Origin of the sequence: Streptococcus sp. 27098_8_134, from assembly GCF_041431675.1 — a bacterium.
Classification (GTDB): domain Bacteria; phylum Bacillota; class Bacilli; order Lactobacillales; family Streptococcaceae; genus Streptococcus; species Streptococcus sanguinis_R.
In genome coordinates this window covers 408,592-432,196 of the sequence record NZ_JAPVYD010000001.1, presented here as the reverse complement: position 1 = coordinate 432,196, position 23,605 = coordinate 408,592, and the positions used below count along the sequence as shown (strand labels likewise).

Sequence of the window (23,605 nt, the reverse complement as noted above, 5' to 3'; positions counted from 1 at the left end):
CAGAAGAGTAGTAACATCCCTCCTTTCAGAGAGTCTGTGGTTGCTGAGAACAGGCAGGAGAAGTTATGAAATGGGCTGTTGGAGTCAAAATTTTGTCCATTAGTTGAACTTTTATTACTTTGTTAGCATGCTTTGTTGTAAACCAGTATGCTGCCTTCTACTAAAAGGGATCTAAATGACTGTAAATAGGTAAATGAGATGTGGAGCCTAAAAACTCCATAACTGAGGTGGCACCGCGATGATACGCCCTCACAGGATGAACTGTGCGGGCGTTTTTCTGTAGTTTTGGAGCAAGTTATGACCGTGGACAGGTGCTATCTGTTCTTGTGAATGCAGTCATGGCTAGCAGATTGTTCCTCCTTAAACGTTTTTGATTAAATAGAAAGAAACATTATGCAAAAGATTTTACCAGCTGATATTTTATCGCCGATTCTGGCTTATATGCGGATTCAGGGCGACCACAAGGTGATTTTGGAAAGTATTCCAAGAGATAGCGAGACAGCTCGTTTTTCTATCCTAGCCTATAATCCAGTCTTTGAAGTCCGCTATGAAAATGGCCGTTTAACAAAGAATGGGCAAGTTATCGAGGCAGATCCATTGGACTATCTGCATGAGTTGGCAGTAAAAAAAGCTCATCATTCAGACCTGCCTTTTGGAGGCGGAGCCATCGGTTTTGTCGGCTACGATATGATTTCCCTCTATGAGGAGATTGGCCAGATTCCAGCTGATGTGATTGGGACGCCGGACATGCACTTTTTCGTCTATGAGAGTTACATGGTTTTTGACCATAAAAAAGACAAGGTCTATATCGTTGAGGAGGCGCTCTACAGTGATAGGAGCGAAGCTGATTTGGCTGCTAGGCTGGAGAGGATTATGGCTGAGCTGGCGCAGCCAGCAGCAGATGAATTTTCACCACTGGAACTGTCCAGTTTGAACTTTCAGAGTCATATCGAGCAGACAGCTTTTGAAAAAATGGTGGAAGAAGCGCGTAGCTTGATTCGGCAGGGCGACATGTTCCAATGTGTGCTTAGTCAACGCTTTTCAGCAGAATATTCTGGTAGGCCGCTGGATTATTATCGCAATCTGCGCGTAACCAACCCTTCCAACTATCTCTACTTTTATGATTTCGGGGATTATCAGATTATCGGAGCCAGTCCAGAGAGTCTAGTGTCTGTCAAACAAGATAAGGTTACGACCAATCCTATCGCTGGAACTAGACCGCGCGGGAAGGATGAGAGAGAAGATAAAGTCTTGGCAGAGGAGTTGCTAGCTGACGAGAAGGAAGTGGCGGAACACCGCATGTTAGTTGATTTGGGGCGTAATGATATCGGTAAAATTGCCCAGAATAACAGCGTAGAAGTCACTAAGTACATGGAGGTGGAGTATTTCCGCTATGTCATGCACCTGACCAGTGTAGTTCGTGGTCAGCTTCTGCCTCAACTGACAGCCATGGATGCGCTCAAGTCCACCCTGCCGGCCGGCACCGTTTCGGGTGCGCCTAAGATTCGAGCTATGAAACGCATTTATGAGCTAGAGCAGGAAAAACGTGGTGTTTATGCGGGTGCCATTGGCTATCTGTCTGCGACAGGGGATATGGATTTTGCCATTGCTATCCGGACCATGATTTTGAAAAATGGCAGAGCTTACGTTCAAGCTGGAGCGGGTATTGTTTATGACTCGATCCCTGCTAATGAATACCAAGAAACCATCAACAAAGCCAAATCAATGACCAAGATAGGAGAGATGCAATGATTTTATTGATTGATAATTATGATTCTTTTACTTACAATCTAGCCCAGTATATCGGCAATTTCGCAGAAGTTAGGGTCTTGCGAAATGATGATGCAGACCTTTATCAAGCAGCAGAAGAAGCGGATGCCTTGGTTCTGTCTCCGGGTCCAGGCTGGCCAGCAGATGCAGGACGGATGGAAGAACTTATTCGAGATTTTGCTGGTAAGAAACCGATTTTGGGGATTTGCTTGGGGCACCAAGCCATTGCAGAAGTATTTGGCGGAAAGCTAGGTTTGGCTCCCAAAGTCATGCACGGCAAACAAAGTATTCTGCGTTTTGAGGGCAAATCTCCTATCTATGAGGGGCTAGAGGATGGACAGCCGGTTATGCGCTATCATTCGATTTTGATTGAGGAGATGCCAGAGGACTTTGAAGTGACGGCTCGGGCGGCTGATGATAACTCGATCATGGCTATCCAGCACAAGAGCCTGCCCATTTATGGTTTTCAGTATCATCCAGAAAGTATTGGCACGCCGGACGGCTTGTCGTCTATCAAGAATTTCATCGATTTAGTAAAATAAAGGAGGATGTATGAAAGAGATAATTGCAAAACTAGCTGATTTTAAGGATTTAAGCAGCGCTGAGATGACAGATGTTATTGAGCGTATTGTCACTGGACGAGTGACAGAGTCTCAAATTGTAGCTTTCTTGCTGGGGCTTAAGATGAAGGGGGAGACGATTGAGGAACGAACTGCTTTGGCTCAGGTCATGCGAGGTCATGCTAAGCAGATTCCAACCACTATTCGCACTGCAATGGACAATTGCGGTACCGGTGGAGACAAGTCTTTCAGCTTCAATATTTCGACTACGGCAGCTTTTATACTGGCAGGTGGCGGGATTAAGATGGCCAAGCACGGCAATCGCTCCATTTCTTCTAAGTCAGGCTCAGCTGATGTGTTAGAAGCTCTGGGTATCAATCTAGACTTGGACGCTGCTAGCTTGTGCAAGGTTTTTGAGCAGACAGGTATCGTCTTTCTCTTTGCAAAGAATATGCACCCAGCCATGAAATACATCATGCCAGCCCGTCTTAGCCTTGGCATTCCCACTATCATGAATCTAACTGGTCCGCTCATCCATCCCATGAGTCTAGAAACTCAGCTTTTGGGGACTAGCCGACCAGATATGCTAGAGAGCACGGCAGAGGTCTTGAAAAATATGGGCCGTAAGCGTGCAGTAGTCGTGTCGGGACCGGATGGTCTTGACGAGGCGGGTCTTCATGGCCGAACCCAGTATGCTCTGCTGGGAAATGGGCAAATCAGCCTGCACAGCTTTCTGCCGTCAGATATTGGCATGGAAGAAATACCTCTTGAAGCGATTCGTGGAGGCAATGCCAAGGAAAATGCAGAAATTCTGCTATCTGTCCTGCAAAATCAAGCCAGCCCCTATCTGGAAACGACAGTGCTGAATGCGGGATTGGGCTTCTATGCTAATGGGAAATCAGACAGTATAGAAGCGGGAATAGCTTTGGCCCGCCAAGTGATCGCTAGTGGCGCAGCCTATGAAAAACTCAAGCAACTACAGGAGTATCAAAAATGAGCAAAGAATTTCTCCCGACCATTCTAAAGCAAAAAGAGCAGGAAGTGGTGGCTATGTCCTATGAAGAGCTGCAGCCTCTGCGCTCAACCTATTCCCTCTATGAGTATCTCAAAAGCCAGTCCCAAGAGCTGCAGCTGATTGCTGAGGTTAAAAAAGCCAGCCCCAGTCTGGGAGATATTAATCTCGGTGTGGATATTGTGGAGCAGGCTCGCACCTATGAACGATGCGGTGCAGCTATGATTTCGGTCCTGACAGATGAGGTTTTCTTCAAAGGACATCTGGATTACCTGAGAGAGATTTCCAGTCAAGTGACCATTCCAACCCTCAATAAGGACTTTATTATTGATGAAAAGCAGATTGTTCGTGCCCGCAATGCAGGAGCGACAGTTATTCTTCTGATTGTGGCTGCTTTACCTGAAAAGCGGCTGCAAGAACTCTATGATTTTGCGACGGGGTTAGGCTTGGAAGTTCTGGTCGAAACCCATAATCTGGCGGAGCTGGAAATTGCCCATAGAATAGGAGCACAGATAATCGGTGTCAATAACCGCAATCTAGTTACTTTTGAAACAGATATCAATACAAGTCTCCAGCTGTCTGCCCATTTCAAAGATGACAGGGTTTACGTATCTGAGTCCGCTATTTTCAGCAAGGAAGATGCTGAGCTAGTAGCTCCTTATTTCCATGCGATTTTAGTTGGAACAGCCCTGATGCAGGCTGAGGATGTGGTAGAAAAAATTAAGGAGCTGAAAATTGACAAAGGTTAAGATTTGCGGCTTATCAACGGCCAGCGCTGTGGAAACGGCATGCCAGGTTGGTGCAGATTACATTGGATTTGTCTTTGCTGAGAGCCGTCGGAGGGTTAGTTTAGAGCAAGCTCAGGAGCTAGCTGCCTTGGTGCCGCCTGCTGTCCGAAAGGTAGGAGTTTTCGTCTCTCCGAGCTTGGCAGAGCTGCGGGAAGCTATTTCAGTGGCAAATCTAGATTTGGTGCAGATTCATGGCGATTTTAATGAAGATCTTCTGACTGAGATCGGCCGGTCGGTTATTCGAGCTTATCAGGTCAAGGGAGCGTTAAAAGGAGTCAGCCAACAAGCGGATTACCTGCTCTTTGATGCCCCTCTTGCCGGTAGTGGTCAGACCTTTGACTGGCAAGCTTTTGATAAAGGTCAAATCCACCAGCCCTTCTTTATTGCCGGTGGTTTGAATGCAGGAAATGTCCGAGAAGCTATTCAGCACTTTGCCCCTTACGCAGTTGATGTCTCTAGCGGGGTTGAGACTGACGGCCAGAAGGACTTAGAAAAGATAAAAGAATTTATAGAAAGAGTGAAACATGGCATATAATCAACCCAATCAAGAAGGATTTTATGGTGAGTTTGGTGGGCGCTTTGTTCCCGAAACACTGATGACAGCAGTTTTGGAGCTGGATAAAGCCTACCGTGAGAGTAAAAAAGACCCAGCCTTTCAGGCTGAGCTGGACGAGTTGCTGAAGCAGTATGTAGGGCGAGAAAATCCTCTCTATTTTGCAAAAAATCTGACAGCCTATGCTGGCGGTGCTAAGATTTATCTGAAGCGGGAAGACCTCAACCATACTGGAGCTCATAAAATCAATAACGCCCTAGGCCAGGTCCTATTAGCCAAGCGAATGGGCAAGAAGAAAATCATTGCAGAGACTGGTGCGGGTCAGCACGGAGTGGCCACCGCCACAGCTGCAGCCCTTTTCAACATGGACTGTACTATCTATATGGGCGAAGAAGATGTCAAGCGCCAAGCTCTTAATGTCTTTCGGATGGAACTTCTTGGAGCCAAGGTGGAGTCTGTGACCGATGGCTCTCGAGTCCTCAAGGATGCAGTCAATGCTGCCTTGCGAGCTTGGGTGGCTCAGGTGGATGATACTCACTATATTATGGGTTCAGCTTTAGGACCTCATCCCTTTCCAGAGATTGTCCGCGACTATCAGAGCGTGATTGGTCGTGAGGCCAAGCGCCAGTTTGCTGAGCAAAATGCAGGGGCATTACCAGATGCTTTAGTCGCCTGTGTTGGCGGTGGTTCTAATGCTATTGGACTCTTTTATCCCTTTGTAGACGATAGCTCAGTGGCTATGTATGGAACAGAAGCAGCTGGGCGGGGCGTGGATACAGATGAACACGCTGCGACCTTAACCAAGGGCCGGCCGGGTGTTTTACACGGTGCCTTGATGGATGTCTTGCAGGATGAGCAAGGACAGATTCTGGAAGCTTTCTCTATCTCTGCCGGGTTGGATTATCCAGGCATCGGTCCCGAACATTCTCATTTTAATGCTATCCAGCGCGCCACTTATGTTCCAGTAACGGATGAAGAAGCCTTGGAAGCCTTTCAGCTCCTGTCTCGTATCGAAGGGATTATCCCTGCTCTAGAGTCTAGCCACGCTATTGCTTACGCAGTTAAGCTGGCTAAGGAGTTGGGACCAGATAAATCAATGATCGTCTGCCTATCCGGCCGTGGTGACAAGGATGTCGTTCAGGTAAAGGAACGCTTGGAAAATGAAGCGGCTCAAAAAGGAGGTGCCCATGACTAAAACACTCACTCAGCATTTAGAAGCCATCAAAAAAGCAGGTAAGGGGATTTTCCTTCCTTATATTATGGCTGGTGATCACGAGAAAGGTTTGGCAGGTTTGCCGGAAACTATCGCTTTTTTGGAAAACTTGGGTGTGTCAGCCATTGAAATCGGCCTGCCATTTTCAGATCCTGTTGCAGATGGGCCGGTTATTGAAGAAGCCGGTCTGAGAAGTCTGGGTCACCATACTTCCGCCAAGTCTTTAGTCGCAAGTTTGCAGAAGTTGGGCACTCAGCTGCCTCTCATTATCATGACCTACTTCAATCCCATTTTCCAGTACGGTCTCAAAGATTTTGTCAAGGATTTGGCTACGACACCGGTTAAAGGATTGATTATTCCGGATCTTCCCTACGAGCACAGGAATTTTATTTTGCCCCTGCTGGAAGATTCAGATATAGCTCTAGTTCCTTTAGTGAGCCTGACGACTGGTCTAGAACGTCAGCAGGAGCTGATCAAGGAAGCGGAAGGTTTTATCTACGCTGTAGCCATCAACGGTGTGACAGGTAAGAGCGGAAGCTACCGCAATGATTTGGACCAGCATTTGAGCAAGCTTCGTGATATTGCAGAGATTCCAGTACTGACTGGCTTTGGCGTTTCAACTTTAGAGGATATTGACCGCTTCAATCAAGTCTCAGATGGCGTCATTGTCGGATCTAAGATTGTCAAAGCTCTTCATGAAAAGGACGCCAGTATAATAGCCTTTATCCAAAAAGCAGCAGCTTATAAGAAATAATCACCACGACACCAAACAAAAGACAGGGGACAAATGCCAGCCTGTCTTTTTTCTTTTTAAAGCAGAAACAGGCTAGGCCAGAGAAACTAGCGATTTGGATAAGAATGAGAATCTGTTCCATGTTCTTGAATTTTATCATCATAAAAAAGTAACTTTCGTCTAATTCATTTTTTAAGAAACGTTTGATTTTTGATGTTGATTGAATATTAGTTTGGATATTGCTTATGAATGGTATCTATATAGCTAGTGAAATGTTTCAAGAAATGCTTAGGAGATATAACAGTGATGTATTTTCCAAAAGCAAGCAAGGTATTGTATCCCCAATCATTGTCGTTTAAAGGATAAGTAATCTCGTAAATATTGCTATTAATAGGTTTTATGGCATTATAGCCTAAGAGTTCCACAAATCGATCAAGGACAATTTTCTGGACATGTAGGATGACAGGTACTTTGTTTTCATTCATCCATGTACCACCATCATAGGGAAGTGGTGTAAAATGTCTTTTTGAAAAAGTATCAGAGAGAGTAAGTTCACTAATTCTAGCAACTTTAAAAACAGAAAAACGCGCTTTATCAGTATCGTAGGCATCCATATACCAACTCCGGTCCTTATAGACAATACGGTAAGGCTCACAATTTTTTTGACTCACCAGTCCTTGTGAATTAATATAGGAAAATTTTATTTTTACTCTACCTCTGATAGCTTCCAATAACTTAAAAATCAAAGTTCGTATTTCCAAGTTCCCTTGAGATAGAGACAAATCAATTTCGAAATCAGAGTATGTATTGGTAGCATTTAATTTCAATATAGCATTGAAAGTAGAGATATCTTCCAATACTTGATAGCGACTTTTTAAACCGGATTCGATTGAAAGTCGTTCGGATTGAGTCAAGGGAGGTTTATCAGTTTGAAAGTCTTCCATAAGAAAAATTCCTCCGTTTTTTCCTTTCATTACATAGAGAGGAATGCCTGCAAGAGATAAATCATCAATATCTCTCATAATAGTTCGGGTGCTGACTTTAAAAAGTTCTGATAGTTCTTTAGCTGTTGTTTTTCGTTGATTTACTAAATGAGAAATGATTCCCATTTGACGGTCAATTTTCATGATTTTCTCCTTAAATATGACAGATAGATGTCATATTACTTTTGTTATGATTATACCATAAAGAAAGGAGTTCATATAATGAAACATCAAACCAAACCATCGTTTACCCTGATTGGCAGGAGTATTTTGATAGAAGGAACTACGGTTCATGAACAGCACTATTCTAAAGAGAAGACAGCGTTCTACGCTCAGTTATTTAAAGAAGGAATGCTGGGGAAATTGATGCCCCATTCTCTAGACAAAAAAGGCTATGCTTTGATTGTTCCTCATAAAGATGGTATTCAATACTACGCAGGAGTTGCGGCAAAGAATGCTGTGGCAGACTACGAAAGCATTCTCGTCCCAGAGAAAGATTATTTAGTAAGTTCAGCCAGTGGTGATAAATCAAGACTCCTGTTTGACCAATTGGAGGATAATTTTTTTGAGGAAGAAAGCAGTTCCCTTTACCAAGATGGAATTATCTTAGAAATACTTTTAAACGGGAATCCTATGGATGCAGAAGTTGAGCTTTGGGTTCCAGTTCAGTAAAAGAGTAGGGATTTATAAGAAATAATCACCACCACACCAAACAAAAGACAGGGTACAAATGCCAGCCTGTCTTTTTTCTTTTTAAAGCAAAAACAGGCGAGACCAGCGAAGCTAGCGATTTGGATAAGAATGAGAATTTCCGTCAGACTGAAAATGGCTGAGCAGGAAGCAAGGAATAGAAAGTCGCCAGCTCCAATACGAAGATTACAAAAGAAGGCCAGAAGTCCTAGGGCTAAAAAGAAGAGCATGAGAAGGTTGATGCTCGCTGTCACTATCAGCAAGAGATGAAAAACCAACCAGACCATCAGGGGATATTGCTGCTCTCTTTGATCATAGATGGCTAGGGTCAAGCCCATGGTGAGTAGTAGGAGTTGACTGATGGAAATCGTACCAAGTGAGGATGCCAGAAAAAGACCGCCCAAGATAGATTCAAAAAATAAATAGCGTAAGGGAATCTTGTCTCCGCAGAAGCGGCAACGAAGCCGGTTCATGACTTGGGAAAAAATAGGAATCAAATCACGCGGTGCCAACCTTTTCCCGCAGGCATTGCAATGACTAGCTGGGGTGATGATAGACTGCTCTGGAAAGCGGTCTATGACCAAGCCTAGGAATGAGGCAAAGACAGTGCCAATAATAAATAAGTATAGATGAATCATACTTATTTATTCGTAAATTTAAACAGAAAAATTCTGAAATTTTGCAACTTTTCTAATAAAGTCTTTTTTTGAATCTTTTGTCTTGACTTTCTTATTTAGAAGCATTATAATTAAACCATAATCTAAAAAGATTAGAATCATTATAAATAAAAACGAGGTAAATACAATGACACAAGTAAAAAATGGTGCAGCAACTGACGTAGCAACTTTCAGCAATCAAAAGGCTTTGCCAAAGACTAAGGCTATTCTTAACCAAGTAGTGGCAGACCTTTATACAGCTCATATCGCTCTTCACCAAGTTCACTGGTATATGCGTGGCGCAGGCTTCATGGTTTGGCATCCAAAAATGGATGAATACATGGAAACTTTGGATACAACTTTGGATGAAGTCAGCGAACGCTTGATTACATTGGGAGGCAAGCCTTATTCTACGTTGACCGAGTTTATCCAACACAGCAAGATTGAAGAAAAAGCTGGTGAATTCAGCAAGAATGTAGAAGAAAGTCTGGCGCGTGTGATTGAGATTTTCCGTTATCTGACAAGTCTTTACCAAGAAGCTTTGGATGTAACAGACGAAGAGGGGGACGATGTAACCAATGATATCTTTGTCGGTGCCAAGGCTGACCTAGAAAAGACTATCTGGATGCTGACAGCTGAAATTGGTCAAGCACCAGGTTTATAAAAAGTTATCCATGCCAAACAGAAAGGAAACAGGCTTTCCTTTCTGTTTTTTCATCTTGAAAAGCGCTGGAAAATCTGATAAAATATAGCTCATGAAAACCCTGTATGATGTTCAGCAATTTCTTAAAAGTTTCGGAATCATTATCTATATGGGCAAGCGCCTTTACGATATTGAGATGATGAAAATTGAGCTGAAGAGGATTTACGATGCCGGTCTAATGGATAAGCTAGCTTATTTTGAGGCGGAGGCAGTCTTGCGACGAGAACATCGCTTAGAGTTAGAATATTTAGAAAAGAAAAAGGAGACTTGAGATGACAATTTGGATTTTGTGGGCGGTACTTTTAGGAATAATTGGCTGGATGGGCTTTAATTATTTGCGCCTTCGTCAGGCAGCAAAAATCGTGGATAACGGAGAATTTGAAGGCTTGATTCGCCAAGGTCAGTTGGTTGATCTGCGGGATCCATCAGATTTTCACCGGAAGCATATCTTAGGCGCTCGCAATATTCCATCTCAGCAGCTCAAGGATAGTGTCGGTGCACTTCGTAAGGACAAGGCTGTTCTCCTCTATGAAAATAGTCGTGGTCAGCGCGTGACCAATGCGGCTCTGTATCTGAAAAAACAAGGATTTAAAGAAATCTATATTCTTTCTTATGGGTTGGATTCTTGGAACGGTAAGGTGAAGGCAAGTTAACATAAATCAAAAATTTGTCGCATTATATATACAAAGCTGGTTTCTTATGTTATAATAAATTAATATTAATTTTAAGGAGTTTTTAGAACATGCAAGAAAAGAAAAAATCCTCTCTTGTTTTAGGTATCCTATCTATCATCTTTGGTTTTTTCATTCCATTGGTAGGTCTTATTTTGGGTATTATAGGTTTGGTGTTGGCTAATTCACATCAAAAAGAGTCTAAATTAGACTATAAAACAGAAAAAATTCTGGGTATCGTAGGGATTGTAATTTCCGTAATTGTTTGGATTCTAAATGTCATGGTACTTATGAACGGAGCAGGCTACTAACAAAAAAGCTTTATTTTTAAAGCTTTTTTGTTTTACCGACTTTTCTCTAAATGTTTTTTAATAATCCCTAATTCTTCTTGGTTCAAAGCACGGTAATCGCCTTTTGCTAGATCTGGGTCTAATGTAAAATCTCCGAATTGAATTCGCTTGAGATAGGTGACCTTGACACCAATTGCCAGAAACATCTTTTTAATCTGGTGGAATTTCCCCTCGGAAATCTTGACGGTAGCACGGCTCAGACTGGAGCTGGTAGAGAGGATAGAAAGCTGGGCAGGCTGACAGATGGTACCGTCTAAAAAGCGAATGCCTTCTTGAAAGGCAATTTTGTCCTGAGGGGTCAAAGGTCCATTGACTTCTACATAGTAAGTTTTTTCGACATGATATTGAGGGTGCAGCAGCTGAAATCCCAAAGGACCATTGTCGGTAATCAGAAGAAGGCCTTCGGTATCTCTATCCAGCCGTCCGATAGAGTAAAGATTTTCTTTCTCTATCTCCTTGTCCAGCAAATCCAGAACGGTCAATTTTTCAGCGTCACGATTGGCAGTGACAGCACCTGCGGGTTTATTCAGCATGTAGTAACGGTGGGCAGGGCCGCTGACATGCTTTCCTTGAAAATTAATCTGCTGCAGGCCAGTATCAACGTTTTGGCTGAGTTTGCAGGCGGGCTTACCATCCACTAAAATCTGTTTTTGTAAAAGGCTTTGTTTCATCTTTTTTCGGCTGATATGATTGGCAGCCAGCAGTTGGTCGATGCGCATCTGTTTTCCTTATTTTTTTCTAAATCATATCATAAATTTTCAGGATGGGAAATGCAAATCCTCATGGAGCTCCCATATTTTTTAATGAAAACATTTACACTTATCAAAGCCGTGTTTTTTGCCTGCGTCTGTGGTATAATTGTTCAGTTAGAAATAAAATTTAAAAATTCAGAGGAAATCATGACAAAATTAAGAGAAGATATCCGTAACATTGCGATTATCGCCCACGTTGACCACGGGAAAACAACCCTCGTTGACGAATTATTGAAGCAGTCTGAAACTCTTGATGCTCGTACAGAGTTGGCAGAGCGTGCTATGGACTCAAACGATATCGAAAAAGAGCGCGGTATTACGATCCTTGCTAAAAATACAGCCGTTGCTTACAATGGAACTCGTATCAATATCATGGACACACCAGGACACGCGGACTTCGGTGGAGAAGTTGAGCGTATCATGAAAATGGTTGACGGTGTTGTTTTGGTGGTAGATGCCTACGAAGGAACCATGCCACAAACTCGTTTCGTATTGAAAAAAGCTCTGGAACAAGACCTTGTCCCAATTGTTGTTGTCAACAAAATCGACAAACCATCAGCTCGCCCAGCAGAAGTAGTGGACGAAGTTTTGGAACTCTTTATCGAGCTTGGTGCAGATGATGATCAGCTTGATTTCCCAGTTGTTTATGCTTCAGCTATCAACGGAACTTCTTCATTGTCAGACGATCCAGCTGATCAAGAAAAAACAATGGCACCAATCTTTGATACCATTATCGACCATATCCCTGCTCCAGTGGACAACTCAGATGAGCCTTTGCAGTTCCAAGTCTCACTCTTGGACTACAATGACTTCGTAGGTCGTATCGGTATCGGGCGTGTCTTCCGTGGTACTGTTAAGGTTGGGGACCAAGTTACCCTTTCTAAACTAGATGGCACCACCAAGAACTTCCGTGTCACAAAACTCTTTGGTTTCTTTGGTTTGGAACGTCGTGAAATCAATGAAGCCAAAGCAGGTGACTTGATTGCTGTTTCAGGTATGGAAGATATCTTTGTTGGTGAAACGATTACTCCAACAGATGCCATTGAACCTCTTCCAATCCTTCACATCGATGAACCAACACTTCAAATGACCTTCTTGGTAAACAACTCACCATTTGCTGGTCGCGAAGGGAAATGGGTAACTTCTCGTAAGGTTGAAGAACGCTTGCAAGCTGAACTGCAAACAGACGTATCCCTTCGTGTTGATCCAACAGATTCACCAGATAAGTGGACCGTTTCAGGTCGTGGCGAATTGCACTTGTCAATCCTGATCGAAACCATGCGTCGTGAAGGATATGAGTTGCAAGTATCTCGTCCAGAAGTTATCGTAAAAGAAATCGATGGCGTTAAGTGCGAGCCATTTGAGCGCGTCCAAATCGATACTCCAGAAGAATACCAAGGATCTGTTATCCAAAGTCTTTCTGAACGTAAGGGTGAAATGTTGGATATGATTTCAACTGGTAATGGTCAAACTCGTTTGGTCTTCCTAGTTCCAGCGCGTGGATTGATTGGTTACTCTACAGAGTTCTTATCCATGACTCGTGGTTACGGGATTATGAACCATACCTTTGATCAATACTTGCCACTCATCCCAGGTGAAATCGGAGGCCGTCACCGTGGTGCTCTAGTATCTATCGATGCTGGTAAGGCTACAACCTACTCTATCATGTCTATCGAAGAGCGCGGAACTATCTTTGTCAACCCAGGTACTGAGGTTTACGAAGGAATGATCATCGGCGAAAACTCTCGTGAGAATGACTTAACTGTTAATATCACCAAGGCTAAGCAGATGACCAACGTTCGTTCTGCAACCAAGGATCAGACAGCAGTTATCAAGACACCTCGTATCTTGACCTTGGAAGAATCTTTGGAATTCTTGAATGACGATGAATACATGGAAGTAACGCCAGAATCTATTCGTCTGCGTAAGCAAATTTTGAACAAACAAGAACGCGAAAAAGCCAATAAAAAGAAAAAATCAGCTGCAGCTGAATAAGCAAAAGGGAAAGGAGCAGCAAGATGGTTTATCTTATCATTGGGATTTTAATCCTCTTTTTCTACATTTTTGCTGTTCCATCCAGTATTAAAGGGACTGTTAATGCTGTGACTATGGTTTTACTGATTGTGGCCTTGATTATCTTATTTGGCTTAGGCATTTTTAAAATTTTCCAGTTGCCGGCTGAATATTTTGTAGGTTTCGGCCTATCCGTAGTGACCGTCTTGGCTTTGCGGGATATTAATCGTCTCAAGCCGCCTAAAAAATCAAAAAAGAATTTTGATGAAGAATAATAAATGAGCAAGAACTTAGAAGGTCGGATAGATGTTTTGAGATCTTGCTTTTTTGTTAATTTATATTTTTACAAAAACAATAGGTTTATGTTACAAAATATTTCAAATAGATGAAAACATATCATTTTTTTCAAAACTTGCTTACAGTCGAAAATAAAAGACTCCTATGTCTTTTTTATTTTCACAAAAAAAGGTAAAATAGAGTGAAGTATGAATGGAAGAGGTTGCTTATGAAAAAAATAGCAAATTTTGCCAATAAGAAGGTCTTGGTCCTGGGATTGGCCAAGTCGGGTGAGTCAGCAGCTCGCCTTTTAGATAAATTAGGAGCCATCGTGACGGTTAATGACGGTAAACCTTTCGAGGAAAATCCTGCTGCCCAATCTTTGCTAGAAGAAGGTATTAAAGTGGTGACAGGAGGTCATCCCTTGGAGTTGCTGGACGAAGATTTTGAACTAATGGTGAAAAATCCAGGTATTCCTTATGACAATGCTATGGTCGTTCGAGCTCTTGAAAAGAAGATTCCTGTTATCACTGAAGTAGAGTTGGCTTATCTCATTTCAGAAGCGCCGATTATTGGTATTACGGGTTCAAATGGCAAAACGACGACCACAACCATGATTGCGCAAGTCTTGACAGCTGGTGGTCAAAATGGTCTCTTGTCTGGTAATATCGGCTTTCCTGCTAGTCAGGTAGCCCAAACAGCCAGCAGCAAAGATACGTTGGTCATGGAACTGTCTTCCTTCCAGTTGATAGGGATTGAAGATTTTCATCCGCAAATCGCTGTTATTACCAACCTCATGCCGACTCATTTGGATTATCACGGCTCTGTTGAGGAATATGCAGCTGCTAAGTGGAATATCCAGAAAAACATGACAGCTGATGATTATCTGGTTTTGAATTTCAATCAAGACTGGGCCAAGGAAATGGCTAGCCAGACTCAGGCTACTGTTATGCCTTTTTCAACGACTGAAAAGGTGGATGGTGCCTATTTAGAGGGTGATGTCTTGACCTTCCGTGGAGAAGCGATTATGCAGGCGGCTGAAATCGGCGTTCCTGGCAGCCACAATGTCGAAAATGCTCTGGCTACGATTGCAGTAGCCAAGCTTCGTGGTATTGACAATCAGACGATTAAAGAAGTCTTGTCAGCTTTTGGGGGTGTTAAGCACCGTCTCCAGTATGTGGGGCAGGTAAATGAGGTTGCCTTTTACAACGACAGTAAGTCTACCAATATCTTGGCAACCCAGAAAGCCCTATCTGGTTTTGACAATAGCAAGGTGATTCTGATTGCAGGCGGCTTGGACCGTGGCAATGAATTTGACGAGTTGGTGCCTGACCTCAAAGGGCTCAAGAAAATGGTTATCTTAGGACAATCAGCTCCGCGTGTAAAGAGGGCAGCTGATCAGGCTGGTGTTTCTTATCTAGATGCGACTGATGTCCGGGATGCAGCTCATAAGGCCTTTGCGCAAGCGGAGCCAGGAGACATTGTCTTGCTTAGTCCTGCCAATGCCAGCTGGGATATGTATAGTAATTTTGAAGTCCGTGGCGATGAGTTTCTCGCTGCATTTGAAGAATTAAAAGGTTAAGATGAAGAAGATTGTATTTACAGGTGGAGGAACGGTCGGGCATGTAACCCTCAACCTTCTCCTGATTCCAAAATTTATCAAAGAAGGCTGGCAGGTCCACTATATTGGTGATAAGCATGGTATTGAGTATCAGGAAATCCAAAAGTCTGGATTGGACGTGACCTTCCATTCGGTAGCTACGGGTAAGCTTCGTCGCTACTTTTCTTGGCAGAATCTGTTGGATGGCTTTAAGGTCGTTTGGGGAATTTTCCAGTCGCTGGGTATTATGCTCAAGGTACGGCCGCAGGCCCTCTTTTCTAAGGGAGGATTTGTATCCGTTCCGCCCGTGATTGCAGCTCGACTGTCCGGAGTGCCTGTCTATGTTCATGAGTCGGATCTATCCATTGGCTTGGCCAATAAAATCGCCTATAAGTGTGCGACCAAGATGTATGCGACCTTTGAGCAACCTTCCAGTCTGAACAAGATTGAGCATGTCGGAGCTGTGACCAAGGTCGGCAGTCAAGAGTCAGTCCTACCGCAGGAGTTAGAAGAAATCCGTCAGTATTTTGACAAAGAGCTGCCCACCCTGCTTTTTGTCGGTGGTTCTGCTGGTGCTAAGGTCTTTAATGACTTTGTCAGCCAGAATCAAGCTGCGCTGACCGAACGTTATAACGTTATCAATCTGACAGGCGATGCAAGTTTGGATGTTCTGTCTGAACGTCTCTTTCGCAGAGCCTATGTGACTGACCTCTACCAGCCTTTGATGGACTTGGCAGATGTGGTGGTGACCCGAGGCGGTTCCAATACAATCTTTGAACTCTTGGCTATGGCTAAGCTTCATATTATCGTTCCTCTGGGACGCGAAGCCAGCCGCGGCGATCAGATTGAAAATGCGGATTATTTTGTGAAAAAGGGATATGCCAAGCAATTGGCAGAGGAACAGCTGGATATGAGCCATTTACAGGCAGCTCTTGATGACCTTTTGGCTAACCAAGCTTCTTATCATCAAGCTATGAAAAATTCTCAGGAAATCAAGTCTGTAGATGAATTTTATGCTTTATTGAAAGCGGATATTGACAAGGGAAAGAAATGAGCAAGAAAAACAATGATGAGCCAAAGGAAGAGGTAAGTGAGCACCTCTCTGAATGGCAGAAACGAAATAAAGAATATCTTGAAAAGAAGGCTCAGGAAGAGGCCAGTAAACAAAAGGAGCTGGAAGAAGAGGAAGTAAAAGAAGCTGAGGACTCAATCGAAGGCGGAGAAATAGCTGAAGAGACGGAAGAAGATGACTCATCTTATGAAGAGGAAGAAACAGAATATTTGGAAGATGAATCATCTGAATCTGAGCTAGAGACTGAATTGAGTGAGAAAGAGCGCAAAAAACTGGAGAAACTTCAGAAAAAGGCAGAAAAAGAAGCTGCTAAGGTGCATATCTCGAGGATTCATATTTATCGAGCACTGCCAGTTTTGCTGGGCAGTGGCTTGATTTTTCTCCTGTCAGTTTATTTTTTGACGCCACTGGCGACCATGAAGACAATCGAATTTTCAGGGAATCAAATGGTCAGTCAGGAAGACCTGCTCAAAAGCAGTAAAATTGATGAGAAGGACTATACTTTAACAACCTTTATCAATGGCGGTAATCATATCCGCAATATGAAAGCTTCTAGTCCTTGGATTAACAATCTGGAGATGGCTTATCAGTTTCCGATTACTTTTCAGGTAAAGGTCAAGGAGTACGGTGTTCTGGCCTATCTGCATGAGGGTGGGCAGTACTATCCTATTCTGACAAATGGGGAGATTATTTCGGACCCGACTGCTGCAGATTCTTTGCCAGAAACCCATATTTCGATAGAGTTTTCAGATAAAAAATTGATTAAAGAATTTGCTCTTCAAATTGAAAAGGTACCGGCTTCGGTCAAGAAAAATATTAAGACAGTTCAGCTGACCCCGAGCAAGGTGACACCGGACTTGGTTACGCTGACAATGCATGATGGCAATAAAATTTTGGTACCAATTTCGCATATTGCTAAGAAACTGCCATATTACAAGGGAATCCAATCGCAGCTGGAAGAGGGTGTACCTAGTGTCGTAGATATGGAAGCAGGGATTTTTAGTTATGTTGAAGGAGCTCAAAACGAGTCGTCTTCTTCTGATGAAGAAAAGCAGAAAGCAGAAGAGGAATCGACGGGACAGCCAACAGAACAAGCGGCTGAGCAGGTGACAGAAAGTCAGGAACAAGAACCTGCAGAGACGCAAAATTCGACAGAAAACCCGGTAAATACCGAAAATCGCTAAATTATATGTAGAAAAACTGCGCATTTTCAGTTTCTTTATGTTATAATAAAGTTTGGGTAACTCTAATTTTTAGCGTTATTAGTATAGACCGGAAACATGGAAGATAGAGAGGACTGGTGTAATGGCTAGAGACGGCTTTTTTACTGGATTAGATATAGGAACTAGCTCAATTAAAGTGTTGGTGGCAGAGCACATCAACGATGAAATGAATGTTATTGGGGTCAGCAATGCAAAAAGCGCTGGCGTTAAAGATGGAATTATTGTTGATATTGAGGCTGCTGCTGCTGCTATTAAGACAGCTATTTCTCAAGCAGAAGAAAAGGCAGGCATTTCAATTGGTTTAGTTAATGTCGGACTTCCGGCTAATCTCTTACAGATTGAGCCAACTCAGGGTATGATTCCTGTGACTAGTGATTCTAAGGAAATCACAGATACAGATGTAGAGAATGTTGTTAGATCTGCTCTGACTAAGAGTATGACTCCTGACCGCGAAGTGATTACTTTCATCCCAGAAGAGTTTGTAGTGGATGGTTTCCAAGGGATTCGTGACCCACGTGGTATGATGGGGATTCGTTTAGAAATGCGTGGACTTCTCTACACTGGACCACGGACTATTCTCCACAACCTCCGCAAGACAGTGGAGCGTGCGGGAGTTCAGCTTGAGAACGTAATTATCTCCCCATTGGCAATTACTAAGTCAATCTTGAACGAAGGGGAACGTGAGTTTGGTGCAACTGTTATTGATATGGGCGGCGGTCAAACTACAGTGGCTTCTGTTAAAGGTCAAGAGCTTCAATATACGAATATATACCAAGAAGGCGGCGACTACGTAACCAAGGACATCTCCAAGGTTTTGAAGACTTCGCAAAAGTTAGCTGAAAGTCTCAAGTTTAACTATGGTTCTGCTTATGTTCCTGAAGCTGGCACAGAGTCTTTCCAAGTAGAAGTGATTGGAGAGATTGAGCCGGTTGAAGTAACTGAAAAGTATCTGGCTGAAATTATTTCTGCTCGTATCCAACATATTTTTGAGCAAATCAAACGCGATTTGGATAGAAGGCATCTCCTCGAGTTGCCAGGCGGCATTGTGATTATTGGTGGAGCAGCTATTCTTCCAGGAGTGGTTGAGCTGGCTCAGGAAGTGTTTGGCGTGAATGTCAAGCTTTATGTGCCAAATCAAATCGGCATTCGCAATCCTGCTTTCGCACATGTTATAAGCCTGTCAGAGTATGCTGGAAACTTAACAGATGTGGATATGCTGGCTCAGGTTGCTGTTCATGGTGATGAGCAACTGCGCCATCGACCTGTATCCTTTGAGCGTCCTGCTCAGTCAGTACCACGCTTTGAACCTCAACCAGCTGATGAGATTCCTGAGGAGCCGGTCCAAGAAGTTCCAGTTGCCAGTGCTGATGTGCCAAACCAAGAACCCAAAACAGGTATTACAGATCGGATGCGCAACCTAATTGGCAAAATGTTTGATTAAGGAGAATACAGAGAATATGACATTTTCATTTGACGCTGCTGCTGCACAAGGCGCAGTAATTAAAGTTATTGGTGTCGGTGGAGGTGGCGGTAACGCCATCAACCGAATGATTGATGAAGGTGTTGCTGGTGTTGAATTCATCGCAGCAAATACAGATGTTCAAGCTCTTAGCAGTGCCAAAGCTGAAACAGTTATTCAGCTCGGTCCTAAGCTGACTCGCGGACTTGGTGCCGGAGGGCAGCCTGAAGTAGGACGTAAGGCAGCTGAAGAAAGCGAAGAAGTCCTGACCGAAGCTCTGCAAGGAGCAGATATGGTCTTCATCACTGCTGGTATGGGTGGTGGATCTGGGACAGGTGCTGCTCCAGTGATTGCTCGTATCGCCAAAAATGTTGGTGCTCTGACTGTTGCTGTAGTTACACGTCCTTTCGGTTTCGAAGGAAGCAAGCGTGGAACTTTTGCGGTAGAGGGAATCAACGAACTTCGCGAGCATGTAGACACACTCTTGATTATCTCAAATAACAACTTGCTTGAAATTGTAGATAAGAAGACTCCGCTCCTTGAAGCACTCAGTGAAGCAGATAATGTTCTTCGCCAAGGTGTCCAAGGGATTACTGACTTGATTACCAGCCCAGGACTGATTAACCTTGACTTTGCCGATGTGAAAACAGTTATGGCAGACAAGGGTAATGCTTTGATGGGAATTGGTGTTGGTAGTGGTGAAGAACGTGTCATTGAAGCTGCTCGCAAAGCTATCTACTCACCTCTTTTAGAAACAACCATTGATGGAGCAGAGGACGTAATTGTCAACGTTACTGGTGGCCTAGATATGACTCTGATTGAAGCTGAAGAGGCTTCAGAAATTGTCAACCAAGCAGCAGGTCATGGTGTGAACATCTGGCTCGGTACTGCGATTGATGAGTCCATGAAGGATGAAATCCGCGTGACTGTTGTAGCTACTGGTGTCCGTCAGGACAAGGTTGAAAAGGTCAGCGGCATTCGTCAGACACCACAACCTACTAGTCCAAGCCGTCCGCAGCAAGTTGAGCCAAATCGCGAAGTTCGCTCAGGACAGTTTGAACGAAACTTTGATATGACCGAAACGGTTGATATTCCTGCTCCAAGCCGTCAAAGAACGGATGCGCCTAAAGGTTCAGCCTTTGGTGATTGGGATCTTCGCCGCGAAGCGATTGTTCGTCAGGCTGAACCAAGTTCGTCAGCCCGCGTGGAACGCTATGCAGAAACTAATGAAGATGATGATGAATTGGAAACACCTCCATTCTTCAGAAATCGTTAATCTAAATCATGAATTTGCAGAATAATAAAGAGTTGGTCTTTCAATCCGTCGCTCAAGCGGCGGAGCAAGCCCATCGTTTGAAAGATTCAGTAAATATCATTGCAGTTACCAAATATGTTGACTGCGAAACAACTCAGGAGCTTGCACGTACAGGTATTCAGCATATCGGAGAAAATCGGGTAGATAAATTTCTAGATAAATACCATGCTCTGAAAGATGAGAATCTGACCTGGCACCTGATCGGCAGTTTGCAGAGGAGAAAAGTCAAGGATGTGATTAACTATGTTGATTACTTTCACGCTTTAGATTCTGTAAAATTGGCCAAGGAGATTGACAAACGGGCTGAACATGTGATTAAATGTTTCCTGCAGGTGAATATTTCTAAAGAAGAGAGCAAGCATGGCTTTTTGATTGAAGAACTTGAAGTTGTCCTGCCTGAACTTGAAAAATTAGAAAATGTTCAAATTGTGGGATTGATGACTATGGCTCCGTTTGAAGCTAGTCATGAGGAGCTGAACCAAATTTTTGAAAAGGCTCATCAACTACAAAAAGAATTAAAAAAGAAACAGTTAAATAATATGCCCTTTTCTGAATTAAGCATGGGAATGAGCCGTGATTATCCAGAAGCAATTGCCCATGGCTCGACCTATGTCAGAATCGGTACAGCATTTTTTAAATAGGAAAGAAATATGTCATTAAAAGATAGATTTGATAAATTTATAGATTATTTTACAGAAGATGGAGATGAGACTGAGGTTCAGGAGCAGACTGTCAGCAGACCTGCAGCGCCTGTTAAGCAGAAGCCTGAATTGGTTCAGCCTAAGCCAGTCAGAGAGAGCAAGCCAGCTCCTCGTCCGGTTGCTGCGGCCAAGCCACAGCCTAAACCACAGCCACAACAGAAATCTTCGACAGAGAATATTACCAGACTGCATGCACGTCAGCAGGAATTGGCTCAGCACCGTGCAAATGCGGATGAGAAGATTACGATTGATGTTCGTTATCCGAGGAGATATGAGGAAGCGACTGAAATTGTTGACCTGCTTTTGGCCAATGAAAGCATCCTGATTGACTTCCAGTATATGACTGAGGTACAGGCTCGTCGCTGTTTAGACTACCTAGACGGTGCGCGTTATGTCTTGGCTGGAAATTTGAAAAAAGTTGCAAGCACTATGTATTTGCTGACTCCGATTAATGTAGTGGTAAATGTGGAAGATATCCGCCTGCCAAACGATGTTGAAATCAGCGAATTCGACTTTGATATGAAGCGCAGTAGATAAGAGATATGTTATATTTTGTAATTCGTGCCATCTCTAATCTTTTCGATCTTTATAGCATTGCCTTGATTGTCTATGCACTTCTGTCTTGGTTTCCAGGAGCCTATCAAACCAAATTCGGAGAGTTTCTAACACGAATTGTAGAACCGTATTTAAAACTTTTCCGCCGTCTTCCCTTGCAGTTTGCAGGGCTGGACTTTACCGTTTGGGTTGCAATTCTGGCTTTAAACCTTTTAAATCGTGTGGTCTTTTATTTAATAAGCGTCTTACTAATGTTATTATGATGAAAGATTTATATCAACACTTTTCGCATGAGGATCGAGAGTTTATTGATAGGAGTCTGGAGCTGCTTCAGCGGGTTCAAGATACCTATGCGTTTGAAACAACGTCTTTTCTGAATCCCCATCAGGTCTCAATCCTGAAGAATATTGGCAAGCAATATGATGTGCAAGTCTTTGCTAGTTCGGGTTATTATCCAAGTGAACTGGCAAGAGTTCTTGTGGCGCCTTCTTATTACCAACTGAATATGGATGATTTTGAATTGAGCTTGCTGGAAATTTCCTATGCAAGCAAATTTTATAAAATCAGTCATTCGCAGATTATGGGGACTCTTCTCAATCAATTAGGGATTGAAAGACGGACCTTTGGTGATATTCTTGTGGTTGGAGACCGCGCTCAGCTCTTTGTAGATAAGAGACTGGCCCAGTATTTTATAGATCATGTCACAAAAGTAGCAAAGATGCCTGTTAGACTAAAGGAAGTTTCCTTTGCAGAGCAGCTGAAAGAGCAGAAGCAGGCTGTCACCAGAGAAATTTTAGCATCTAGCCTTCGCTTGGACAAGTTGGTAGCCAGTACCTTTAAGTTATCAAGGAGCCAGGCCGCTCAGCTGATTTCTGGTAAGCATGTGAAAATGAACTACGCTGTTAATGACAATCCCAGCCAGCAGGTCGGGCTTGAAGACTTAATTAGCGTTAGACGATTTGGAAGATTTAAGGTTTTAAGAGAAAATGGCCTTTCCAAGAATGGAAAACATAAGTTAACCGTTGAATTATTAGCTAGTAAATGAGGAGGAACTATGACACTTACAGCATTAGAAATTAAAGATAAATCCTTTGGAACCAAGTTTAGAGGCTATGATGTTGAAGAGGTAGATGAATTCCTTGACATCGTTGTCCGCGATTATGAGGACTTGGTTCGTGAAAACCACGAAAAAGAAGCAAAAATTCGTAATCTGGAAGAACGTCTGACTTATTTTGATGAGATGAAAGACTCTCTCAGCCAGTCTGTTTTGATTGCTCAGGATACGGCTGAGCGCGTTAAAGTTGCTGCCAATGAGCGATCTACAAATATTGTCCGTCAGGCAGAGCAGGATGCGCAGCATTTGTTGGATGGAGCTAAGTACAAGGCTGATGAAATTTTGCGTCAGGCGGCTGACAATGCTAAGAAAGTAGCCATTGAAACAGAAGAACTGAAAAATAAAACACGTGTCTTCCATCAACGCTTGAAATCAACTATTGAGAGCCAGCTCAGTATTGTGGATTCGTCTGAGTGGGAAGAAATCCTGCGTCCGACAGCTACTTATCTGCAAACCAGCGATGAAGCTTTCAAGGAAGTTGTATCTGAAGTTCTCGGGGAAGAAGCAGTTGTCCGTGAGGAAGAAGTGGATGTGACTCGTCAATTTTCTCCAGAAGAAATGGCTGAGCTGCAAGAGCGCATTGAAGCTGCTAACCGTGAATTAGCTGCGACCCAAGCTTTTTCTCCGCTTAGCGATGAAGATATAGAAGCTCATGCAGCTGAGGAAAACTCAGAAGCTGACCATCACGATGATGATACAAATGGGGAACAAAAAGTTCCAGTAAATATTTTATAATTTTTAAAGAAACTAAGATTGTAAAAACACAGACCAAGCAAAATACTTTCAGCGAGCAGATGATGGTGAAAGATCTGCAGTCCATCTTGCTTGGGCTATCATTTTACA

General features: G+C 43.2%; 27 protein-coding genes and 1 pseudogene. 24 read left to right on the top strand and 4 right to left on the bottom strand.

Going from position 1 to position 23,605, the window contains the following annotated elements; genetic code table 11:
* Positions 1–393 precede the first annotated feature (393 nt).
* The 7 genes from trpE to trpA are packed head-to-tail and all read left to right on the top strand — an operon-like array spanning position 394 to position 6,650.
* On the top strand, positions 394–1,752 hold the full coding sequence (gene trpE / locus O3620_RS01995) for an anthranilate synthase component I (RefSeq protein WP_268697771.1): 1,359 nt from the start codon (positions 394–396) through the stop codon (positions 1,750–1,752).
* The gene (locus tag O3620_RS01990; protein WP_004187911.1) at positions 1,749–2,312 is read left to right on the top strand and encodes an aminodeoxychorismate/anthranilate synthase component II; all 564 of its coding nucleotides are present in this window, start codon (positions 1,749–1,751) and stop codon (positions 2,310–2,312) included. Before trpE ends, O3620_RS01990 begins: the two co-directional genes overlap by 4 nt.
* 10 nt (positions 2,313–2,322) lie before the next feature.
* A complete protein-coding gene (gene trpD / locus O3620_RS01985; protein WP_371601366.1) occupies positions 2,323–3,327 on the top strand; it encodes an anthranilate phosphoribosyltransferase in 1,005 nt (334 codons plus the stop codon).
* Positions 3,324–4,091, top strand: coding sequence for an indole-3-glycerol phosphate synthase TrpC (gene trpC / locus O3620_RS01980; RefSeq protein WP_371601365.1), 768 nt, complete (start codon positions 3,324–3,326; stop codon positions 4,089–4,091). The genes trpD and trpC overlap by 4 nt, the downstream gene beginning before the upstream one ends.
* Positions 4,078–4,665: a phosphoribosylanthranilate isomerase gene (locus tag O3620_RS01975; protein ID WP_371601364.1), complete on the top strand. Its 588-nt coding sequence runs from the start codon at positions 4,078–4,080 to the stop codon at positions 4,663–4,665. Before trpC ends, O3620_RS01975 begins: the two co-directional genes overlap by 14 nt.
* Positions 4,655–5,878: a tryptophan synthase subunit beta gene (trpB, locus tag O3620_RS01970; RefSeq protein WP_371601363.1), complete on the top strand. Its 1,224-nt coding sequence runs from the start codon at positions 4,655–4,657 to the stop codon at positions 5,876–5,878. Before O3620_RS01975 ends, trpB begins: the two co-directional genes overlap by 11 nt.
* Positions 5,871–6,650 (top strand): tryptophan synthase subunit alpha, encoded by a 780-nt coding sequence (gene trpA / locus O3620_RS01965; RefSeq protein ID WP_371601362.1) that lies wholly within the window; start codon positions 5,871–5,873, stop codon positions 6,648–6,650. Before trpB ends, trpA begins: the two co-directional genes overlap by 8 nt.
* Here the strand turns inward: trpA and O3620_RS01960 are convergent.
* Positions 6,619–6,774 (bottom strand): annotated as a pseudogene (locus O3620_RS01960) (prepilin peptidase); the annotation flags it as partial. The gene trpA and the pseudogene O3620_RS01960 overlap by 32 nt on opposite strands.
* Before the next feature lie 82 nt (positions 6,775–6,856).
* Positions 6,857–7,756, bottom strand: coding sequence for a helix-turn-helix transcriptional regulator (locus O3620_RS01955; RefSeq protein ID WP_371601361.1), 900 nt, complete (start codon positions 7,754–7,756; stop codon positions 6,857–6,859).
* Between the two features lie 78 nt (positions 7,757–7,834).
* On the opposite strand from O3620_RS01955, the gene O3620_RS01950 reads away from it, so the two are divergent.
* Entirely contained in the window at positions 7,835–8,284 is a 450-nt protein-coding gene (locus O3620_RS01950) for an effector binding domain-containing protein (RefSeq protein ID WP_011836639.1), read from the top strand.
* On the opposite strand, the gene O3620_RS01945 is transcribed toward O3620_RS01950, so the two are convergent.
* Positions 8,278–8,940, bottom strand: coding sequence for an A24 family peptidase (locus tag O3620_RS01945; RefSeq protein WP_011836640.1), 663 nt, complete (start codon positions 8,938–8,940; stop codon positions 8,278–8,280). The two genes, O3620_RS01950 and O3620_RS01945, sit on opposite strands and share 7 nt — an antisense overlap.
* Positions 8,941–9,106: 166 nt before the next feature.
* Here O3620_RS01945 and O3620_RS01940 point away from each other — a divergent pair, with 166 nt between their 5' ends.
* The 4 genes from O3620_RS01940 (at position 9,107) to O3620_RS01925 (ending at position 10,643) form a co-directional block, all read left to right on the top strand.
* On the top strand, positions 9,107–9,622 hold the full coding sequence (locus O3620_RS01940; RefSeq protein ID WP_002900930.1) for a DNA starvation/stationary phase protection protein: 516 nt from the start codon (positions 9,107–9,109) through the stop codon (positions 9,620–9,622).
* A 91-nt stretch (positions 9,623–9,713) separates the two neighbouring features.
* Entirely contained in the window at positions 9,714–9,932 is a 219-nt protein-coding gene (locus tag O3620_RS01935) for a YqgQ family protein (protein WP_002898045.1), read from the top strand.
* Position 9,933: 1 nt separating this feature from the next.
* The gene (locus O3620_RS01930) at positions 9,934–10,314 is read left to right on the top strand and encodes a rhodanese-like domain-containing protein (RefSeq protein WP_002904037.1); all 381 of its coding nucleotides are present in this window, start codon (positions 9,934–9,936) and stop codon (positions 10,312–10,314) included.
* Between the two features lie 89 nt (positions 10,315–10,403).
* Positions 10,404–10,643 (top strand): DUF4190 domain-containing protein, encoded by a 240-nt coding sequence (locus O3620_RS01925; RefSeq protein ID WP_002896181.1) that lies wholly within the window; start codon positions 10,404–10,406, stop codon positions 10,641–10,643.
* A gap of 32 nt (positions 10,644–10,675) precedes the next feature.
* Here the strand turns inward: O3620_RS01925 and O3620_RS01920 are convergent, their stop codons facing one another.
* On the bottom strand, positions 10,676–11,401 hold the full coding sequence (locus tag O3620_RS01920) for a 16S rRNA pseudouridine(516) synthase (protein WP_002919454.1): 726 nt from the start codon (positions 11,399–11,401) through the stop codon (positions 10,676–10,678).
* Positions 11,402–11,581: 180 nt separating this feature from the next.
* On the opposite strand from O3620_RS01920, the gene typA reads away from it, so the two are divergent.
* The 12 genes from typA to O3620_RS01860 all read left to right on the top strand — a co-directional run bounded on the left by typA (position 11,582) and on the right by O3620_RS01860 (position 23,497).
* Complete coding sequence (gene typA / locus O3620_RS01915) at positions 11,582–13,429, top strand: translational GTPase TypA (RefSeq protein WP_002932699.1); 1,848 nt, start codon at positions 11,582–11,584, stop codon at positions 13,427–13,429.
* Between the two features lie 23 nt (positions 13,430–13,452).
* Positions 13,453–13,722, top strand: a complete 270-nt coding sequence (locus O3620_RS01910) for a DUF3165 family protein (RefSeq protein WP_002898040.1) — start codon at positions 13,453–13,455, stop codon at positions 13,720–13,722.
* A 230-nt stretch (positions 13,723–13,952) separates the two neighbouring features.
* Positions 13,953–15,305 (top strand): UDP-N-acetylmuramoyl-L-alanine--D-glutamate ligase, encoded by a 1,353-nt coding sequence (gene murD, locus O3620_RS01905; RefSeq protein ID WP_032912981.1) that lies wholly within the window; start codon positions 13,953–13,955, stop codon positions 15,303–15,305.
* 1 nt (position 15,306) lies between these two features.
* On the top strand, positions 15,307–16,377 hold the full coding sequence (locus tag O3620_RS01900) for a UDP-N-acetylglucosamine--N-acetylmuramyl-(pentapeptide) pyrophosphoryl-undecaprenol N-acetylglucosamine transferase (protein WP_002919451.1): 1,071 nt from the start codon (positions 15,307–15,309) through the stop codon (positions 16,375–16,377).
* Entirely contained in the window at positions 16,374–17,579 is a 1,206-nt protein-coding gene (locus O3620_RS01895) for a cell division protein FtsQ/DivIB (protein WP_002919450.1), read from the top strand. The genes O3620_RS01900 and O3620_RS01895 overlap by 4 nt, the downstream gene beginning before the upstream one ends.
* A 121-nt stretch (positions 17,580–17,700) precedes the next feature.
* Positions 17,701–19,059: a cell division protein FtsA gene (gene ftsA / locus O3620_RS01890; protein ID WP_371601360.1), complete on the top strand. Its 1,359-nt coding sequence runs from the start codon at positions 17,701–17,703 to the stop codon at positions 19,057–19,059.
* 16 nt (positions 19,060–19,075) lie between these two features.
* A complete protein-coding gene (gene ftsZ / locus O3620_RS01885) occupies positions 19,076–20,353 on the top strand; it encodes a cell division protein FtsZ (protein ID WP_011836648.1) in 1,278 nt (425 codons plus the stop codon).
* Between the two features lie 8 nt (positions 20,354–20,361).
* Positions 20,362–21,033, top strand: a complete 672-nt coding sequence (locus O3620_RS01880; RefSeq protein ID WP_002919449.1) for a YggS family pyridoxal phosphate-dependent enzyme — start codon at positions 20,362–20,364, stop codon at positions 21,031–21,033.
* Between the two features lie 9 nt (positions 21,034–21,042).
* Entirely contained in the window at positions 21,043–21,630 is a 588-nt protein-coding gene (locus O3620_RS01875) for a cell division protein SepF (RefSeq protein ID WP_002896164.1), read from the top strand.
* Between the two features lie 5 nt (positions 21,631–21,635).
* Positions 21,636–21,911, top strand: coding sequence for a YggT family protein (locus O3620_RS01870; RefSeq protein ID WP_002896162.1), 276 nt, complete (start codon positions 21,636–21,638; stop codon positions 21,909–21,911).
* Positions 21,908–22,693, top strand: a complete 786-nt coding sequence (locus O3620_RS01865; RefSeq protein WP_002919448.1) for an RNA-binding protein — start codon at positions 21,908–21,910, stop codon at positions 22,691–22,693. Before O3620_RS01870 ends, O3620_RS01865 begins: the two co-directional genes overlap by 4 nt.
* 9 nt (positions 22,694–22,702) lie before the next feature.
* Positions 22,703–23,497 (top strand): DivIVA domain-containing protein, encoded by a 795-nt coding sequence (locus O3620_RS01860; protein ID WP_002907042.1) that lies wholly within the window; start codon positions 22,703–22,705, stop codon positions 23,495–23,497.
* Positions 23,498–23,605 lie beyond the last annotated feature (108 nt).

Bases quoted from the DNA above. Each gene is read 5' to 3' on its own strand.
- ftsA (WP_371601360.1), top strand. From the start codon at position 17,701: ATGGCTAGAGACGGCTTTTTTACTGGATTAGATATAGGAACTAGCTCA.
- O3620_RS01895 (WP_002919450.1), top strand. From the start codon at position 16,374: ATGAGCAAGAAAAACAATGATGAGCCAAAGGAAGAGGTAAGTGAGCAC.
- O3620_RS01950 (WP_011836639.1), top strand. From the start codon at position 7,835: ATGAAACATCAAACCAAACCATCGTTTACCCTGATTGGCAGGAGTATT.
- O3620_RS01875 (WP_002896164.1), top strand. From the start codon at position 21,043: ATGTCATTAAAAGATAGATTTGATAAATTTATAGATTATTTTACAGAA.
- O3620_RS01910 (WP_002898040.1), top strand. From the start codon at position 13,453: ATGGTTTATCTTATCATTGGGATTTTAATCCTCTTTTTCTACATTTTT.
- trpC (WP_371601365.1), top strand. From the start codon at position 3,324: ATGAGCAAAGAATTTCTCCCGACCATTCTAAAGCAAAAAGAGCAGGAA.
- trpA (WP_371601362.1), top strand. From the start codon at position 5,871: ATGACTAAAACACTCACTCAGCATTTAGAAGCCATCAAAAAAGCAGGT.
- O3620_RS01925 (WP_002896181.1), top strand. From the start codon at position 10,404: ATGCAAGAAAAGAAAAAATCCTCTCTTGTTTTAGGTATCCTATCTATC.
- O3620_RS01880 (WP_002919449.1), top strand. From the start codon at position 20,362: ATGAATTTGCAGAATAATAAAGAGTTGGTCTTTCAATCCGTCGCTCAA.
- O3620_RS01920 (WP_002919454.1), bottom strand. From the start codon at position 11,401: ATGCGCATCGACCAACTGCTGGCTGCCAATCATATCAGCCGAAAAAAG.
- O3620_RS01945 (WP_011836640.1), bottom strand. From the start codon at position 8,940: ATGATTCATCTATACTTATTTATTATTGGCACTGTCTTTGCCTCATTC.
- O3620_RS01930 (WP_002904037.1), top strand. From the start codon at position 9,934: ATGACAATTTGGATTTTGTGGGCGGTACTTTTAGGAATAATTGGCTGG.
- trpE (WP_268697771.1), top strand. From the start codon at position 394: ATGCAAAAGATTTTACCAGCTGATATTTTATCGCCGATTCTGGCTTAT.
- O3620_RS01900 (WP_002919451.1), top strand. From the start codon at position 15,307: ATGAAGAAGATTGTATTTACAGGTGGAGGAACGGTCGGGCATGTAACC.
- ftsZ (WP_011836648.1), top strand. From the start codon at position 19,076: ATGACATTTTCATTTGACGCTGCTGCTGCACAAGGCGCAGTAATTAAA.
- trpD (WP_371601366.1), top strand. From the start codon at position 2,323: ATGAAAGAGATAATTGCAAAACTAGCTGATTTTAAGGATTTAAGCAGC.
- O3620_RS01865 (WP_002919448.1), top strand. From the start codon at position 21,908: ATGATGAAAGATTTATATCAACACTTTTCGCATGAGGATCGAGAGTTT.
- O3620_RS01870 (WP_002896162.1), top strand. From the start codon at position 21,636: ATGTTATATTTTGTAATTCGTGCCATCTCTAATCTTTTCGATCTTTAT.
- O3620_RS01990 (WP_004187911.1), top strand. From the start codon at position 1,749: ATGATTTTATTGATTGATAATTATGATTCTTTTACTTACAATCTAGCC.
- trpB (WP_371601363.1), top strand. From the start codon at position 4,655: ATGGCATATAATCAACCCAATCAAGAAGGATTTTATGGTGAGTTTGGT.
- typA (WP_002932699.1), top strand. From the start codon at position 11,582: ATGACAAAATTAAGAGAAGATATCCGTAACATTGCGATTATCGCCCAC.
- murD (WP_032912981.1), top strand. From the start codon at position 13,953: ATGAAAAAAATAGCAAATTTTGCCAATAAGAAGGTCTTGGTCCTGGGA.
- O3620_RS01860 (WP_002907042.1), top strand. From the start codon at position 22,703: ATGACACTTACAGCATTAGAAATTAAAGATAAATCCTTTGGAACCAAG.
- O3620_RS01940 (WP_002900930.1), top strand. From the start codon at position 9,107: ATGACACAAGTAAAAAATGGTGCAGCAACTGACGTAGCAACTTTCAGC.
- O3620_RS01955 (WP_371601361.1), bottom strand. From the start codon at position 7,756: ATGAAAATTGACCGTCAAATGGGAATCATTTCTCATTTAGTAAATCAA.
- O3620_RS01935 (WP_002898045.1), top strand. From the start codon at position 9,714: ATGAAAACCCTGTATGATGTTCAGCAATTTCTTAAAAGTTTCGGAATC.